Annotated in this window: 17 protein-coding genes; 8 read left to right on the top strand and 9 right to left on the bottom strand. The window is 73.1% G+C overall.

What is annotated here, in order from left to right:
- Nucleotides 1-42 precede the first annotated feature (42 nt).
- Together ABZ883_RS32100 and serB are read left to right on the top strand one after the other, a co-directional pair.
- The gene (locus tag ABZ883_RS32100; protein WP_360912412.1) at nt 43-1779 is read left to right on the top strand and encodes a streptophobe family protein; all 1737 of its coding nucleotides are present in this window, start codon (nt 43-45) and stop codon (nt 1777-1779) included.
- Nucleotides 1780-1849: 70 nt separating this feature from the next.
- Nucleotides 1850-3088, top strand: coding sequence for a phosphoserine phosphatase SerB (gene serB, locus ABZ883_RS32095; RefSeq protein WP_360912410.1), 1239 nt, complete (start codon nt 1850-1852; stop codon nt 3086-3088).
- A 46-nt stretch (nt 3089-3134) separates the two neighbouring features.
- Here serB and ABZ883_RS32090 read toward each other — a convergent pair whose 3' ends face one another.
- From ABZ883_RS32090 to ABZ883_RS32075, 4 genes are all read right to left on the bottom strand, one after another.
- Nucleotides 3135-3656, bottom strand: coding sequence for a histidine phosphatase family protein (locus tag ABZ883_RS32090; RefSeq protein WP_360912408.1), 522 nt, complete (start codon nt 3654-3656; stop codon nt 3135-3137).
- A 70-nt stretch (nt 3657-3726) separates the two neighbouring features.
- Entirely contained in the window at nt 3727-3969 is a 243-nt protein-coding gene (locus ABZ883_RS32085; protein WP_360912406.1) for a hypothetical protein, read from the bottom strand.
- A gap of 176 nt (nt 3970-4145) precedes the next feature.
- Nucleotides 4146-4268: an SGM_5486 family transporter-associated protein gene (locus ABZ883_RS32080; protein ID WP_319661286.1), complete on the bottom strand. Its 123-nt coding sequence runs from the start codon at nt 4266-4268 to the stop codon at nt 4146-4148.
- A gap of 63 nt (nt 4269-4331) precedes the next feature.
- Nucleotides 4332-5627, bottom strand: coding sequence for an MFS transporter (locus tag ABZ883_RS32075; protein WP_360912404.1), 1296 nt, complete (start codon nt 5625-5627; stop codon nt 4332-4334).
- A gap of 43 nt (nt 5628-5670) precedes the next feature.
- On the opposite strand from ABZ883_RS32075, the gene ABZ883_RS32070 reads away from it, so the two are divergent.
- A complete protein-coding gene (locus ABZ883_RS32070) occupies nt 5671-6351 on the top strand; it encodes an FCD domain-containing protein (RefSeq protein ID WP_360912402.1) in 681 nt (226 codons plus the stop codon).
- Here the strand turns inward: ABZ883_RS32070 and ABZ883_RS32065 are convergent.
- The 3 genes from ABZ883_RS32065 to fabG form a co-directional block, all read right to left on the bottom strand.
- Nucleotides 6320-6652, bottom strand: a complete 333-nt coding sequence (locus ABZ883_RS32065) for a hypothetical protein (RefSeq protein ID WP_360912400.1) — start codon at nt 6650-6652, stop codon at nt 6320-6322. The two genes, ABZ883_RS32070 and ABZ883_RS32065, sit on opposite strands and share 32 nt — an antisense overlap.
- A 171-nt stretch (nt 6653-6823) precedes the next feature.
- On the bottom strand, nt 6824-7591 hold the full coding sequence (fabI, locus tag ABZ883_RS32060; RefSeq protein WP_360912398.1) for an enoyl-ACP reductase FabI: 768 nt from the start codon (nt 7589-7591) through the stop codon (nt 6824-6826).
- 2 nt (nt 7592-7593) lie between these two features.
- Nucleotides 7594-8298 (bottom strand): 3-oxoacyl-[acyl-carrier-protein] reductase, encoded by a 705-nt coding sequence (gene fabG / locus ABZ883_RS32055; protein ID WP_360912396.1) that lies wholly within the window; start codon nt 8296-8298, stop codon nt 7594-7596.
- Nucleotides 8299-8509: 211 nt separating this feature from the next.
- On the opposite strand from fabG, the gene ABZ883_RS32050 reads away from it, so the two are divergent.
- From ABZ883_RS32050 to ABZ883_RS32040, 3 genes are read left to right on the top strand one after another with little or no spacing between them, the layout of a single operon-like run.
- A complete protein-coding gene (locus ABZ883_RS32050; protein WP_360912394.1) occupies nt 8510-10033 on the top strand; it encodes a TldD/PmbA family protein in 1524 nt (507 codons plus the stop codon).
- Nucleotides 10030-11421, top strand: a complete 1392-nt coding sequence (locus tag ABZ883_RS32045; RefSeq protein ID WP_360912392.1) for a metallopeptidase TldD-related protein — start codon at nt 10030-10032, stop codon at nt 11419-11421. The genes ABZ883_RS32050 and ABZ883_RS32045 overlap by 4 nt, the downstream gene beginning before the upstream one ends.
- A 20-nt stretch (nt 11422-11441) precedes the next feature.
- Nucleotides 11442-11993: an RNA 2'-phosphotransferase gene (locus tag ABZ883_RS32040; protein ID WP_360912390.1), complete on the top strand. Its 552-nt coding sequence runs from the start codon at nt 11442-11444 to the stop codon at nt 11991-11993.
- Between the two features lie 12 nt (nt 11994-12005).
- Here the strand turns inward: ABZ883_RS32040 and ABZ883_RS32035 are convergent, their stop codons facing one another.
- A complete protein-coding gene (locus ABZ883_RS32035) occupies nt 12006-12287 on the bottom strand; it encodes a GlsB/YeaQ/YmgE family stress response membrane protein (RefSeq protein WP_360912388.1) in 282 nt (93 codons plus the stop codon).
- A 180-nt stretch (nt 12288-12467) separates the two neighbouring features.
- Between ABZ883_RS32035 and ABZ883_RS32030 the strand changes: the two genes are divergently transcribed.
- Complete coding sequence (locus ABZ883_RS32030; protein WP_360912386.1) at nt 12468-12830, top strand: DUF3099 domain-containing protein; 363 nt, start codon at nt 12468-12470, stop codon at nt 12828-12830.
- 170 nt (nt 12831-13000) lie between these two features.
- Complete coding sequence (locus tag ABZ883_RS32025) at nt 13001-13249, top strand: hypothetical protein (RefSeq protein WP_360912384.1); 249 nt, start codon at nt 13001-13003, stop codon at nt 13247-13249.
- Here ABZ883_RS32025 and moaA read toward each other — a convergent pair.
- Nucleotides 13232-14221: a GTP 3',8-cyclase MoaA gene (moaA, locus tag ABZ883_RS32020; protein ID WP_360912382.1), complete on the bottom strand. Its 990-nt coding sequence runs from the start codon at nt 14219-14221 to the stop codon at nt 13232-13234. The genes ABZ883_RS32025 and moaA overlap by 18 nt on opposite strands.
- Between the last annotated feature and the right edge of the window lie 48 nt (nt 14222-14269).

Below are 14269 nucleotides of genomic sequence, written 5' to 3'. Positions count from 1 at the left end.
AGGCAGCACAGGCGGTCCGGACGCGACACCTCGGGGGCGGGCATGACGACGTACACCTCCACTCCACCATCCGCCGCGCCCCGGCAACCGCCGCGGCCGATCCCCTGGGGCAGCGTCCTGCTGTCCGCGATCGCGGCCGTCAGCTGGGCGTACCTGGCGATGGTGGGCGTGGCGGCGCTCGGGCTCCATCTGCTCGGTGCGGACACCGCGGGCTCGCTCGGGCCCATGACGGCAGCGGTGGTGGCCATGGCGGTGGGCGGCAAGGTGAGCCCGTCCGGGGACGTCGCGGTGTTCGGGCTCGACGGGGCGGGCGCGGCCGGCGCGATCGACATCATGCCGCTGGGCGTCGGCCTGGTCGGGGCGCTGCTCCTGGCCTGGGTCTTCCTGCGCTCGCTGCGCGGGGCGGGCGTCACGGTCCCGGCCGGCGAACTCCTCGCGCGCGCCGGGACGGTGGCCGTTCTGTTCGTGGTGCTCCTCGGCGTCCTGGGCTGGGCGGGCGAGGACACCATCGCCATCGACGGGGCGGCGCTGGGCGCCGGCAAGGGCTCCGGCGGGGGCGGCGGGCTGATCGACCAGCTGCCGGGGATCGGCGACATCGGCGGCGGGCTGGGCGACGGGCTGAAGGACCTTATCGACGCCAAGGCGTCGGTGAGCTTCCACGTGGACACCGGCCGCTCCCTGCTGGGCGGCCTGCTGTGGGTGCTGGCCGTGCTGCTGCTGTCGCTGCTCGCCTCGCGGCGCACCCCGCTGCCGCCCGGCATGGAGGCGGTGCACACGGTCGTGCGCCCGGCGGCCTCGGCGCTGCGCTGGGTGCTGCTGCTGGCCGTGGTCGCCGGGTGCGCGGCGGCCGGCTACGCGGCGGCCACCGAGGACGATCCGAAACGGATCGCCGGCGCGGCGCTCCTGGGCGCGCCCAATGGGGTCTGGCTGGCGGTGCCCCTGGGGTTGTTCGTCCCCTGGAAGGGCACGGCCACCGGTGAGCTCGCCAAGGTGCTGCCCGACCCCCTCGACAGGTTGCTGACGGGCGGGGCCCAGGAACCGGTGACCATGGGGCGCCTGGCCGAACTCGACCACCGGGTCTGGCTGCTGACGGTGGCCGTCGCCCTGATGATGCTGGCGGCCGGGGCACTGGCCGCGGCCCGCACGCCCTTGCGGGGCCTGTCGCGGGCGGGGTACGCCGGGCGGTGCGCGCTGAGCCTCGGGGCGGTCACCGCGCTCGCCTTCCCGCTGCTGGTGCTGCTCACCGGCGTCTCGGTGGACGCGGGGCTGTCGGTGTTCGGCTTCGACGCCGTGGGTGCCGGGATCGACCTGCACGGCAGCATGCCGCTCGCGCTGCTCCTGGGCGCGGCCTGGGGCGCCGCGGCAGGTGGGGCGGGGGCGCTGCTGGCACTGGCGACGGGCACGGCCGGGCGCAGGGTGTCGCCGTACGTGTCGGCGGGCCCGACAAATCCGACGGGGCCGACGGGACACAGCCCCGCCGGAGCACATCCGGTTCCGGCCCGGCCGGCGGCCCCCGCGCCCACGGGCCCGCACGACTCCGGGCGCACCTATCCGGGCATCGCCTACGAGCCCGGCCCCTACCTCCCCAGCCCCGGCTACCAGCCGCACGAGGAGCAGCCCAACCCGTACAAGGAGTCGCCTCCCTCCGACGCCCCGCACTCGGCGCGCACGGTCACCGGGATGCCGCTGCCCCCGCCGCCCGGGCCGCCGCCGGGCCGGGCCCCGGGGCCGCCCCCGCACAATCCGCCGCCCCCCGGCGCGCCGGGGCAGCGCCGCTGACCACCGGCACTGTCCGGCAGGCGGGACGCGTCTCCGTACGGGTCCGGCAGCCCGATACGGTGGTGTCACCATGAACGACGCATCGCAGGCGATCACCACCCCCGCCGTCAACGTGCCGACCCTCCTGGTCAAGATCTTCGGTAAGGACCGGCCGGGCCTCACCGCCGGGCTCTTCGAGACCCTGGCCGGCTTCCAGGTGGATGTGGTCGACATCGAGCAGGTCGTCACCCGTGGCCGCATCGTGCTCTGCGCGCTGGTCACCGCGCCCACCGGGCCGGGTGTGGAGGGCGCCCTGCGGGCGACGGTGCACTCCTGGGCCGAGTCGGTGCGGCTGCAGGCCGAGATCATCTCCGGTATCGGCGACAACCGGCCGCGCGGCGAGGGCCGCTCCCATGTGACCGTGCTCGGGCACCCGCTCACCGCGGAGTCGACGGCGGCCATAGCGACCCGCATCACCGCGGTGGGCGGCAACATCGACCGTATCTTCCGCCTCGCGAAGTACCCGGTGACGGCCGTGGAGTTCGCGGTGTCGGGGGTCGCGACGGACGCGCTGCGCCCGGTGCTCGCCCTGGAGGCGCACCAGCGCGGGGTGGACGTGGCGGTGGTGTCGTCGGGGCTGCAGCGCAGGGCCCGGCGGCTGGTGGTCATGGACGTGGACTCCACCGTCATCCAGGACGAGGTGATCGAGCTCTTCGCGGCGCACGCCGGCTGCGAGGAGGAGGTCGCCGAGGTGACGGCACGGGCGATGCGGGGCGAGCTGGACTTCGAGCAGTCACTGCACGCGCGGGTGGCGCTGCTGGCGGGGCTGGACGCGTCCGTGGTGGACAAGGTGCGCCAGGAGGTCCGGCTGACGGCCGGCGCCCGCACCCTGATCCGCACGCTCAAGCGCCTGGGTTACCAGGTCGGCGTCGTCTCGGGCGGTTTCACGCAGGTCACGGACGACCTCAAGGAGCGGCTGGGGCTGGACTTCGCGGCCGCCAACACCTTGGAGATCGTCGACGGGCGCCTCACCGGGCGCGTGGTCGGGGAGATCGTGGACCGTGCGGGCAAGGCGCGGCTACTGCGGCGCTTCGCGGCGGAGGCCGGGGTGCCCCTCGACCAGACCGTGGCGATCGGCGACGGGGCGAACGACCTCGACATGCTCAACGCCGCGGGGCTCGGTGTGGCGTTCAACGCCAAGCCGGTGGTGCGGGAGGCGGCCGACGCCGCGGTCAATGTGCCGTTCCTGGACACCGTGCTCTATCTGCTGGGCATCACGCGCGAAGAGGTCGAGGCGGCCGACGCGCTCGACGGCGCGGTGGAGGCGTAGCGACCGTCCTCGCGGGCCCGCCGTCGCGGCGGGCCCGTGGGAGCGCTCAGTCGTGCGGGGACCAGAACTCGACCAGGCGCCCCACGCCGTGCTCGACCGTCTTCCAGGGGCCGGTGAAGGTGATCACGGCGATCGCCGCGGTGGGGAAGCCGGTGCGGTGGATCCGCGCGAGCGCGTCCCCCTCACTGGTGCCGGCGAGGGCGTCGGCGAGGGCGTGGACACCCGGGTTGTGGCCCACCAGCAGCAGGTCGTCGACGTCCTCGGGGGTCTCGTTGAGCAGCGCGAGCAGGTCTCCGAGGGTGGCGTCGTACAGCCGCTCCTCGTAGACGGTCCGGGGGCGGTGGGGAAGTTCGTGGGCGACGAGCTTCCATGTCTCGCGGGTGCGGACGGCCGAGGAGCAGAGGGTCAGATCGAACGGGATGTCCAGCTCCATGAGCCTGCGGCCGGCGACCGGCGCCTCCTTGCGCCCACGGTCGGCCAGCGGCCGCTCGTGATCGGGAACGGCGGGCCAATCGGCCTTGGCGTGCCGGAGCAGGACGATCCGGCGGGGCGATGCAGCTGCGCTCATGACCCTCAGCTTTCCAGAAAACCGCCCGGCAGGCGCGGGAGCGGCCCGGATCGCGGACGGCGTGCGGAGGTTACAGCAGGTGTTGCAGCAGTGCCGGGAGCACCTCGGCGAGCCGGGTGAACAGCCGCGCGGCGGGTTCCGCGGCCGAGGCGTCCGCGACGCCGGGGCCGGCGGCGAACGCGAGCAGCGCGGCGAAGGCGACGGCGGGGAGCGCGACCGCCCACCAGGGCAGGCGCGTCTGCGCGGCACCGGCCGCCGCGGCACGGACGGTGCGGGGGCGCGGGGTGCGCGAGGGAACAGCCTGCGTGGACACGGGACCGCCTCCGAGGTGCGGGGTGCTGGTTGACCTTGCACCACGACGCTACGGAACCGCGGACCGCCGGCCCATCGGGTGGCCCACCCACTTGACCCTGACCCTGGCCCCCTAGGGGAGGTGGGGTTGTCCCTACCCCCGGCCCCGAACCGAAGGCGGGCAGCCGGGAGCCGGGGTCAGCCGAACTTGGCGCCGATGGTGGCGATCACCGCGACGAGGGCGGGGACGGCGAGCATGAGGCCGAAGATGATCAGGAGCTTCTTCTGCGGCTGCGGGGGGTTGGGCTCGAGCACGGGCATGGGCCCAGTCTCGCACCGGCCCGCGGCGGGCCGGCATCCGGGTCGCCCGGGACGCCGGATCCGTCAGAGTTCGTCCTCCACGGACCGGTCGCGGCCGGCCATCAGGCCCGCGGCGATCTGCGGCACCAGGAGGGCGAGCATGAAGGCCACGGGCAGGTCCCAGCCGCCGCTGTGCTGGTAGAGGACGCCGACCAGGATCGGGCCCGGGATGGAGATCAGGTAGCCGGTGCACTGTGTGAAGGCCGACAGCCGCACCACGCCCGTGCCGGTGCGCGACCGCATCCCGATCATGGTGAGGGCGAGTGGGAACGAGCAGTTGGAGATGCCGAGCAGCACCGCCCACACCCAGGGCGCGCCGGCGGGCGCGAGCCACAGTCCCCCGTACCCGGCGAACCCGAACAGGCCGAGGCCCACGGCCAGTCCGCCCTGGTGCCGCATCCGCCCCGCTACCGCGGGCAGCACGAAGGACAGCGGCACACCCATCACCATGGTGACGGCGAGCAGCACCCCGGCCGTGGACGCGGAGATGCCCGCGTCGCGGAAGATCTGCGGCAGCCAGCCCATGGTGATGTACGCGCCGGTGGCCTGGAGCCCGAAGTACACCGCCAGTGCCCAGGCGGTACGGCTGCGGGTGATGCGGCCGGCCGCGGCAGGGGCGGGCGTCTCGCCGACCGCGACGGGCGCGGCACCGGTACCCGCGCCGCTGCGGTCGCGCACCAGGGCGAGCCAGGGCACGACGGCCACGACCGCGACCACCGCCCAGACACCGAGGCCGGCGCGCCAGCTGCCGCCCAGGGCGCGGGTCACCGGGACGGTGGCCGCGGCGGCCACGGCGGTGCCCAGGGAGAGCGCCATCGAGTACAGGCCGGTCATGGTGCCGACACGGTCCGGGAAGTAGCGCTTGACGACCACGGGCATCAGGACGTTGCCGACGGCTATGCCGGCCAGCGCCAGGGCGCTGGTGGCGAGGAAGACGGCCGTGCCGCCGGCGAAGGGGCGCAGGGCGAGCCCGAGCGCGATGGCGGCCAGTCCCCCGCAGACCACGGCGCCGGGGCCGCGGCGGCGGGCCAGGCGCGGCGCGGCGACGCCGAAGAGGGCGAAGCACAGGGCGGGCACGGAGGTGAGCAGTCCGGCGACGGTCCCGCTCATGCCGAGCCCGTCGCGGACCTCCTCCAGGAGCGCGCCGAGGCTCGTGATGGCCGGTCGCAGGTTGAGCGCGGCCAGGACCAGCGCAACGGCGACGAAAACGCGGGTGCGGGCGCGCGCGTGCGTCATGCTCGGCGGAGCGGCAGACGTCTGTACGGGCAGGGTCGGTCCTGCCGTGGCAGGGTCGATCGTTGTGGCTTCGTCGTCACGCATGCGGGCCATCATAGAATGATGGGATGAATATTGAGGAGGGTCCATGCCCTTGACGTCGCCGCGGCGGTCCGTGCTCGCCGACCAGGTGATCACGCAACTGCGCGCCCAGATCACCTCTGGCGAGTGGCCGGTGGGCTCGCGCATCCCCACTGAGACGCAGCTGGTCGAGCAGCTCGGTGTGGCGCGAAACACGGTCCGCGAGGCCGTCCGGGCCCTGGCCCACAACGGTCTGCTCGACATCCGCCAGGGATCGGGCACCTATGTGCTGGCGACGAGCGAGATGGCCGGCGTCATGCACCGCCGCTTCGCCGACGCCGATCCGCGGCACGTCGCCGAGCTGCGCAGCGCCCTGGAGGCGTCCGCGGCGTCGCTGGCCGCGTCACGGCGCACCGACCGCGACCTCAGGCAGCTGGACGCGGCCCTCGCGCGGCGTGAGCGCGCCTGGTCCGCCGGTCGCGCCGACGTGTTCGTGGACGCCGACGCGGCCCTGCACCTGTCGGTCGTGGCGGCCTCGCACAATGAGGTCATCGCCGAGCTGTACGCCGACCTGGGCGAGGTGCTGCGTGAGTTCCTCCGCGCCGACATCGGCGAGGACCTGAGCGCCGAGACGTACGTGGACCACGGCCGGCTGGTGGAGGCGATCCGGCAGGGCGACGCGATGACGGCCTCGGAGGAGGCCGCGGGCCACGCCTTCAGCTGCCGTTTCCGTCCGGCAGACGGGTGACCCAGACGTTGTGTATCTCCTCCCAGCACCGGTCGCTCAGCGTCACCGTCTCCGCGGGGCCGATCGGGACCTGGGGGCCGTCCACGTCCGGGTCCCACCACTGGACGCACTCGATGTGCAGCTGAACGTGGTCCAGGTCGGGATCGGGGTTGAAGCAGACCGCCACGCCCTCGCTGCCCTGCACCGAGGTGCGGCACTCGGTGTCCGCGGGCGCCTGGGAGGCGGCCCAGGCCGCGGCGGCCGGGCCCGCGACCACCGAGGCCGCCGCGGCCGCCGCCACCGCGCAGAAGCGCAACCGCACGATCCGCCCTCCCTCCGCTCGCCCCGAACCCCATGGTGACGGCACGCACCGGGGCCCACCCGGCCGGCTGGGCCGGACGGGGGACACCGGTCCCGAACGCGCGTACGGCCCCGGCCCGCCCGAAGGCGGCACCGGGGCCGTACGAGGAACGCGGGCGACGCGCGAGCGGCGTCAGGCGCCGATCGCGTGCAGGCCGCCGTCGACGTGCACGATCTCGCCCGTGGTCTTGGGGAACCAGTCGCTGAGCAGCGCCACGACACCGCGGCCGGCCGGCTCCGGGTCGGCCACGTCCCACTCCAGGGGGGAGCGGTGGTTCCAGACGTCCGCGAGCTCGCCGAAGCCCGGGATGGACTTCGCGGCCATGGAGCCGATCGGGCCCGCCGAGATCAGGTTGCAGCGGATGTTCTGCTTGCCGAGGTCGCGCGCGATGTAGCGCGAGGTGGCCTCCAGCGCGGCCTTGGCCGGGCCCATCCAGTCGTACTGCGGCCAGGCGTACTGGGCGTCGAAGGTGAGGCCGACGACCGAGCCGCCCTCCTGCATCAGCGGCAGGCACGCCATGGTGAGCGCCTTCAGCGAGTACGCGGAGACGTGCATGGCCGTGGCGACGGACTCGAACGGGGTGTTGAGGAAGTTGCCGCCGAGCGCGTCCTGCGGTGCGAAGCCGATGGAGTGGACCACGCCGTCCAGGCCGCCGAGCTCCTCGCGCACCACGTCGGCCAGGGAGGCCAGGTGCTCCTGGTTGGTGACGTCGAGCTCGATGACCTTGACGGGCCTGGGCAGCTTCTTGGCGATGCGCTCGGTGAGCGTGGGCCGCGGGAACGCCGTGAGGATGATCTCGGCGCCCTGCTCCTGGGCGAGCCTGGCGGTGTGGAAGGCGATGGAGGACTCCATCAGCACGCCCGTGATGAGGACGCGCTTGCCGGCGAGGATTCCGCTCATGCTCAGTGACCCATGCCCAATCCGCCGTCCACGGGAATGACGGCTCCAGTGATGTATGCGGCCTCGTCGGAGGCGAGGAAGCGGACCGAGGCGGCGATCTCCTCGGGCTGCGCGTACCGGCCCGCGGGGACCTGACCGACGATGGCCTTGCGCTGCTCGTCGGTGAGCACGCGGGTCATGTCCGTGTCGACGAAGCCGGGGGCGACGACGTTGACGGTGATGTTGCGCGAACCGAGCTCGCGGGCGAGGGAGCGGGCGAAGCCGACCAGGCCGGCCTTGGACGCGGCGTAGTTCGCCTGTCCCGCCTGGCCCGTCAGGCCCACCACCGAGGAGATCAGCACGACGCGGCCCTTGCGGGCGCGCAGCATCGCCTTCGAGGCACGCTTGACCATGCGGAAGGTGCCGGTGAGGTTGGTGTCGATGACGGAGGTGAAGTCCTCCTCCGACATGCGCAGCAGCAGCTGGTCGCGGGTGACGCCGGCGTTGGCCACCAGCACCTGGACCGGGCCGTGCTTCTCCTCGATCTCCTTGTAGGCCTGCTCGACCTGCTCGGGATCCGTGATGTCGCAGCGGACGGCGAGGAAGCCGGCCGGCGGCTCGCCGGAGCGGTAGGTGATGGCGACCTGGTCACCGGCGTCGGCGAAGGCCCGGGCGATGGCGAGGCCGATGCCCCGGTTTCCTCCGGTGACGAGAACCGAGCGGCTCAACGGATCACCCTTTCCATAGTGGTCTTGTACACCCAAAAACTATCTGCCTACGCGGCGGTACGGAGAATCGACCCCCGACAGGGGCCTGTGCGCCTCGCTGTCGAGTCCCTACAGAAAAGGGCAGGCGGGGGCGGTGTCGGAGGGGCATGATTCACTGCGGAGGACATGACGCACACCGACGTTGGCGCATCGGGCAGAAGGGGAGGCCGTCGTGCCCCATGAGGTCGATCAGTCATTTCTGGCGCTGCCACTGAGGGCGCTGGCGGACGCCGCGCTCGCGCGGGCCCGCGCCCTGGGCGCGGAACACGCGGACTTCCGCTTCGAGCGGGTGCGCGGCGCGGCCTGGCGGCTGCGTGACGGCAGACCGTCCGGTTCCTCGGACACGACGGACATGGGCTACGCGGTGCGCGTGGTGCACGGCGGGGCCTGGGGTTTCGCCTCCGGGGTGGACCTGACGATGGACGCCGCGGCGCGGGTGGCCGGCCAGGCGGTCGCCATGGCGAAGCTGTCCGCGAAGGTGATCGCCGCGGCGGGCTCGGACGAGCGCGTGCAGCTCGCACCGGAGCCGGTGCACGCCGACAAGGTCTGGGTCTCGGCATACGACGTCGACCCCTTCGAGGTGCCCGATGCCGACAAGACCGCTCTGCTGGCCGAGTGGAGCGGCAGACTGCTGGCGGCCCCGGGCGTGTCGCACGTGGACGCCTCCCTCATGACCGTCCACGAGAACAAGTTCTACGCCGACACATGGGGCACGACCACGACCCAGCAGCGGGTGCGGGTGCACCCCCAGCTGACCGCCGTCGCGGTGGACCCGGACTCCGGCGAGTTCGACTCCATGCGCACCCTGGCGCCGCCGGCCGGCCGCGGCTGGGAGTACCTGACCGGCACGGGCTGGGACTGGGACGCGGAGCTCGCGGAGATCCCGGAGCTGCTCGCCGAGAAGATGGCGGCCCCCTCGGTGGAGGCGGGCGCGTACGACGTGGTGGTCGACCCGTCCAACCTCTGGCTGACCATCCACGAGTCGATCGGCCACGCCACCGAGCTGGACCGCGCGCTGGGCTACGAGGCCGCCTACGCCGGCACCTCCTTCGCCACCTTCGACCAGCTCGGCACGCTGCAGTACGGCTCCGCGCACATGAACGTCACCGGCGACCGCACCGCCGAGCACGGCCTGGCGACCGTCGGCTACGACGACGAGGGCGTCGCCGGCCAGTCCTGGGACCTGATCAAGGACGGCGTCCTGGTCGGCTACCAGCTGGACCGCCGCATCGCCCGGCTGACCGGCTTCGAGCGCTCCAACGGCTGCGCCTACGCCGATTCCCCGGGCCATGTGCCGGTGCAGCGGATGGCGAACGTGTCGCTGCAGCCCGCGCCGGACGGCCCGTCGACGCGGGAGCTGATCGGCGGCGTGGAGCGCGGGATCTACATCGTCGGCGACCGCTCGTGGTCCATCGACATGCAGCGCTACAACTTCCAGTTCACCGGGCAGCGCTTCTTCAAGATCGAGAACGGCGAACTGGCCGGCCAGCTGCGCGACGTCGCCTACCAGGCGACCACCACCGACTTCTGGGGCTCCATGGAGGCCGTCGGCGGTCCGCAGACCTACGTCCTCGGTGGCGCCTTCAACTGCGGCAAGGCCCAGCCGGGCCAGGTCGCCGCCGTCTCGCACGGCTGCCCGTCCGCGCTCTTCCGCGGCGTGAACATCCTCAACACCACGCAGGAGGCCGGTCGATGAGCACCCTGTCCAAGCCCCACGAGATCGTCGAGCGGGCCCTGGAACTGTCCCGTGCGGACGGCTGCGTGGTCATCACCGACGAGGACTCCTCGGCCAACCTGCGCTGGGCGGGCAACGCCCTGACCACCAACGGCGTGACCCGCGGCCGCACCCTCACGGTGATTGCGACCGTGAACGGCGCGCAGGGCACCGCATCGGGCGTGGTGACGCGGGCCGCGGTCACCGCCGACGACCTGGAGCCGCTGGTGCGGGCCGCCGAGGCGGCGGCGCGCGACGCGGGGCCCGCCGAGGACGCCCAGCCGCTGGTCGAGGGGGTGCCCGCGAGCGCCTCCTTCACCGAGCCGCCCGCGGAGACCGGCTCGGAGGTCTTCGCGGCCTTCGCCCCGGCGCTCGGCGAGTCCTTCGCGGTCGCCCGGGCCGGCGGCCGGCGGCTGTACGGCTTCGCCCAGCACAGCGTCACCTCCACCTACCTGGGCACCTCGACGGGCCTGCGCCTGCGTCACGACCAGCCCAGCGGCACGCTCGAGATCAACGCCAAGTCGGAAGACATGTCCCGCTCGGCGTGGGCCGGCGCGGCCACCCGCGACTTCACCGACGTCGACCCGGCGGCACTCGACGCCGACCTGGCGCAGCGGCTGGCCTGGGCCGAGCGCCGGATCGACCTGCCCGCCGGGCGGTACGAGACGCTGCTGCCGCCGTCGGCGGTGGCGGACCTGGTGATCTACCAGCAGTGGAGCGCCGCGGCCCGGGACGCGGCGGAGGGCCGCACGGTCTTCAGCAAGCCCGGCGGGGGCACGCGGATCGGCGAGCGGCTGTCGGACCTGCCGCTGACGCTGCGCAGCGACCCCCGCGAACCCGGCCTGGAGTCGGCGCCGTTCGTCATCGCGCACGCCTCGGGTGACGACTCGTCGGTCTTCGACAACGGCCTGCCGGTCGAGCCGACCGACTGGCTGCGCGAGGGTGTGCTGCGGCGGCTGTTCACCACCCGGCACAGCGCGGGGCTGACCGGCCTTCCGACGACGCCGGTCGGGGGCAACCTGATCCTCGACGGCGGCGGCAAGCGCTCGCTGGAGGAGATGGTCGCGGACACCGGGCGCGGGCTGCTGCTGACGTGCCTGTGGTACATCCGCGAGGTGGACCCGGCCACCCTGCTGCTGACCGGGCTGACCCGCGACGGGGTCTACCTGGTGGAGGGCGGCGAGGTGACCGGCGTGGTCAACAACTTCCGGTTCAACGAGTCGCCGGTGGACCTGCTGGGCCGGGTCACCGAGGTGGGCCGCACCGAGCGGACGCTGCCGCGCGAGTGGGGCGACTGGTTCACCCGGGCCGCGTTCCCCGCGATGCGGATCCCGGACTTCAACATGAGTTCGGTCAGCCAGGGGGTCTGACCGGGGACAAGGGGTGGGCGATGGACGAGAAGCAGACGGTCAAGGTCTCGAAGTTCCTGGCCCGCGTGCTGCGGCATGATCCGGGTTCGATCGGGATCGCCCTCGACGAGGGGGGCTGGGTGGACGTGGACGTGCTGATGGCCGCGTCCGCCCGGGCCGGCCGGCGCTTCGCGCGTGCCGACCTGGACCACGTCGTGGCGAACAACAACAAGAAGCGGTTCGCGTATTCGCAGGACGGCCGGCGGATCAGGGCCAGCCAGGGCCACTCGGTGGAGGTCGACCTCGGTCTGGCCGCCACCGAGCCGCCGGCCGTCCTCTACCACGGCACCGCGAGCACGACCCTGCCGATCGTGCTCGCCGAGGGGCTGCGCCCGATGACGCGTCAGGACGTGCACCTGTCGGCGGACGTGGAAACGGCCGTGCGCGTGGGGTCGCGGCACGGCCGTCCCGTGGTGCTCGAGGTGGATGCCGAGGGACTGGCCGCCACCGGTCATGTCTTCCGGGTGAGCGCCAACGGCGTGTGGCTCACCGACCGGGTGCCGGCCGCGTTCCTGCGGCAGCATCGCGCCTGAGGCGGCGGGGGGTCAGACGGCGGTGCGTTGCCGTCTGCCGCGGAGCGAGCCCCACAGCGGCGTCACCACGGCCACGATGAGGATGGCGCCCAGGATCTGCAGGACATGCCGGATCCAGTCGATGCCCGAGGTGTGCTTGACGCCGAGCCAGCCGGAGACCGCGTTCCCGAGGAACGCGCCGAGGATGCCGCAGATGACGGTGAGCCACCACGGGATGTCCTGCCTGCCCGGCAGAAGGAGCTTCGCGAGGAAGCCGAGCACGATGCCGACGATGATCGCCCAGACCCAGTTCATGCCGTCAGTCTCCGCGCGCCGCCGGTACGTCGCATGCGGGATACCGCCATACGCCGTACGGCGGTTCCGGGGCGTCACCCGGAGGCCGCCCCCCGCTCTCGAATGCGGCGGACACGGGGCGTAACGTGGAGGTGTACGGAGATGGGAGCTTCCGGCACTTCGAGCAGGCGGTGGAACGTGATGCGGAAGCACAGTGACCCCGGGGTCTTCCGGATCACGGGGACGGCGGCGGGGCTCACCGAGGACGTCCGGGGCCGGCAGCGCCGCTACATCATCTCGATGTCCGTGCGCACCGTTTCCTTCATCCTGGCCGTCGTCCTGTGGCACGTGTGGACCCCGCTGGCGTGGGTGGCGCTCGTCGCCGGGCTGGTGCTGCCCTACATCGCCGTGGTGCTCGCCAACGCGGGCCGGGAGAACGCCCGGAACCTGCCCTCCTCGCACCTGCCGCCGGTCGTCCCCCCGGCGCTGGGACCGGGGCGGGAGCGGCGTCCCGCGGAGGCCGGGACGGAAGCGGACGGAGGCTCTTCCTCCGGTCGCGGCTGAGCCTTCCGCGTCCTTGGAAGCTCAGGAAAAGCTCAGATCAATCATGGGTATCCACTCCACTGGGGGCCTTTGCGCGTGGCATACTGCGTACGCGCTCCGCATCCCCCGTCGGAGCGACGGACCGACGCCGGGCGGCTCCCCCCGTGGCTGCCCGGCGTCGCCATGTTTGGATGGGGTTCGTGACCAACGAATCGCCGATCTGCTCCGCCAAGGGGTGCCGCGTCCCCGCCGTGTGGGTGCTCGCCTGGAACAACCCCAAGCTCCACACTCCGGAACGCCGCAAGACCTGGCTGGCGTGCGAGGAGCACCGCGAGCACCTGGCCTCGTTCCTGGGCGTGCGGGGGTTCCTCAAGGACGTCGTGCGCTTCGAGGAGTGGGAGGAAGCGGCGGCCGGGCGGGACTCAGCCGCCGATCGCTGACATCGGGCGGTCGGGCTGCAGGAACGCGGGGTCGTCGAGGCCGGAGCCGGCCTTCTTGCCCCACATCGCGGCCTTCCACGACGCGGCGATCTCCTCGTCGGACGCACCGGAGCGCAGCGCGCCGCGCAGGTCCGACTCCTCGCGGGCGAACAGGCAGTTGCGTATCTGGCCGTCGGCGGTCAGGCGGGTGCGGTCGCAGGCGCGGCAGAACGGGCGGGTGACGGAGGCGATGACCCCGACCCGTGCGGGGCCGCCGTCGACCAGCCAGCGTTCGGCGGGGGCGTGACCGCGTGCCTCGCCGGGTTCGGGGGTGAGGGCGAACTTCGTGGCCAGGCTCGCGAGGATCTCCTCGGCGGTGACCATGTCGGACCGCTGCCAGCCGTGCTGGGCGTCGAGGGGCATCTGCTCGATGAAGCGCAGCTCGTAACCCTCCGCGAGGGCCCAGGCCAGCAGGTCGGGGGCCTCGTCGTCGTTGACCCCGCGCATCAGCACGCTGTTGACCTTGACGGGGGTCAGCCCGGCCTCCCGGGCGGCCTCCAGGCCGCGCAGGACGTCATGGTGCCGCTTGCGGCGGGTCAGCGCCTGGAAGACCTCGGGGCGCAGGGTGTCGAGGGAGACGTTGACCCGGTTCAGTCCGGCGGCCCGCAGGGCGGCGGCGGTGCGCTCCAGGCCGACGCCGTTGGTGGTGAGGGAGAGCCTGGGGCGGGGTTCGAGGGCGGCGCAGCGCTCCACGATGCCGACGAGCCCGGGGCGCAGCAGGGGCTCGCCGCCGGTGAAGCGGACGTCCTCGACCCCGAGCAGGGTGACGGCGATGCGCACCAGGCGGACGATCTCGTCGTCGGTGAGCAGCTCGGGCTTCCCGAGCCACTGGAGCCCTTCTTCCGGCATGCAGTACGTGCAGCGCAGATTGCACCGGTCGGTCAGGGAGACCCGCAGGTCGGTGGCGATCCGGCCGTAGGTGTCCAGCAGCACGGCGCGGCTCCCTCCTGCGATGGGGTCGGTGGTACGGCAGTGCCGTCC

It is taken from the genome of Streptomyces sp. NPDC046977 (assembly GCF_040644455.1).
In the GTDB taxonomy this organism is placed as follows: domain Bacteria; phylum Actinomycetota; class Actinomycetes; order Streptomycetales; family Streptomycetaceae; genus Actinacidiphila.
This window is presented reverse-complemented; position numbering and strand designations above follow the sequence as displayed.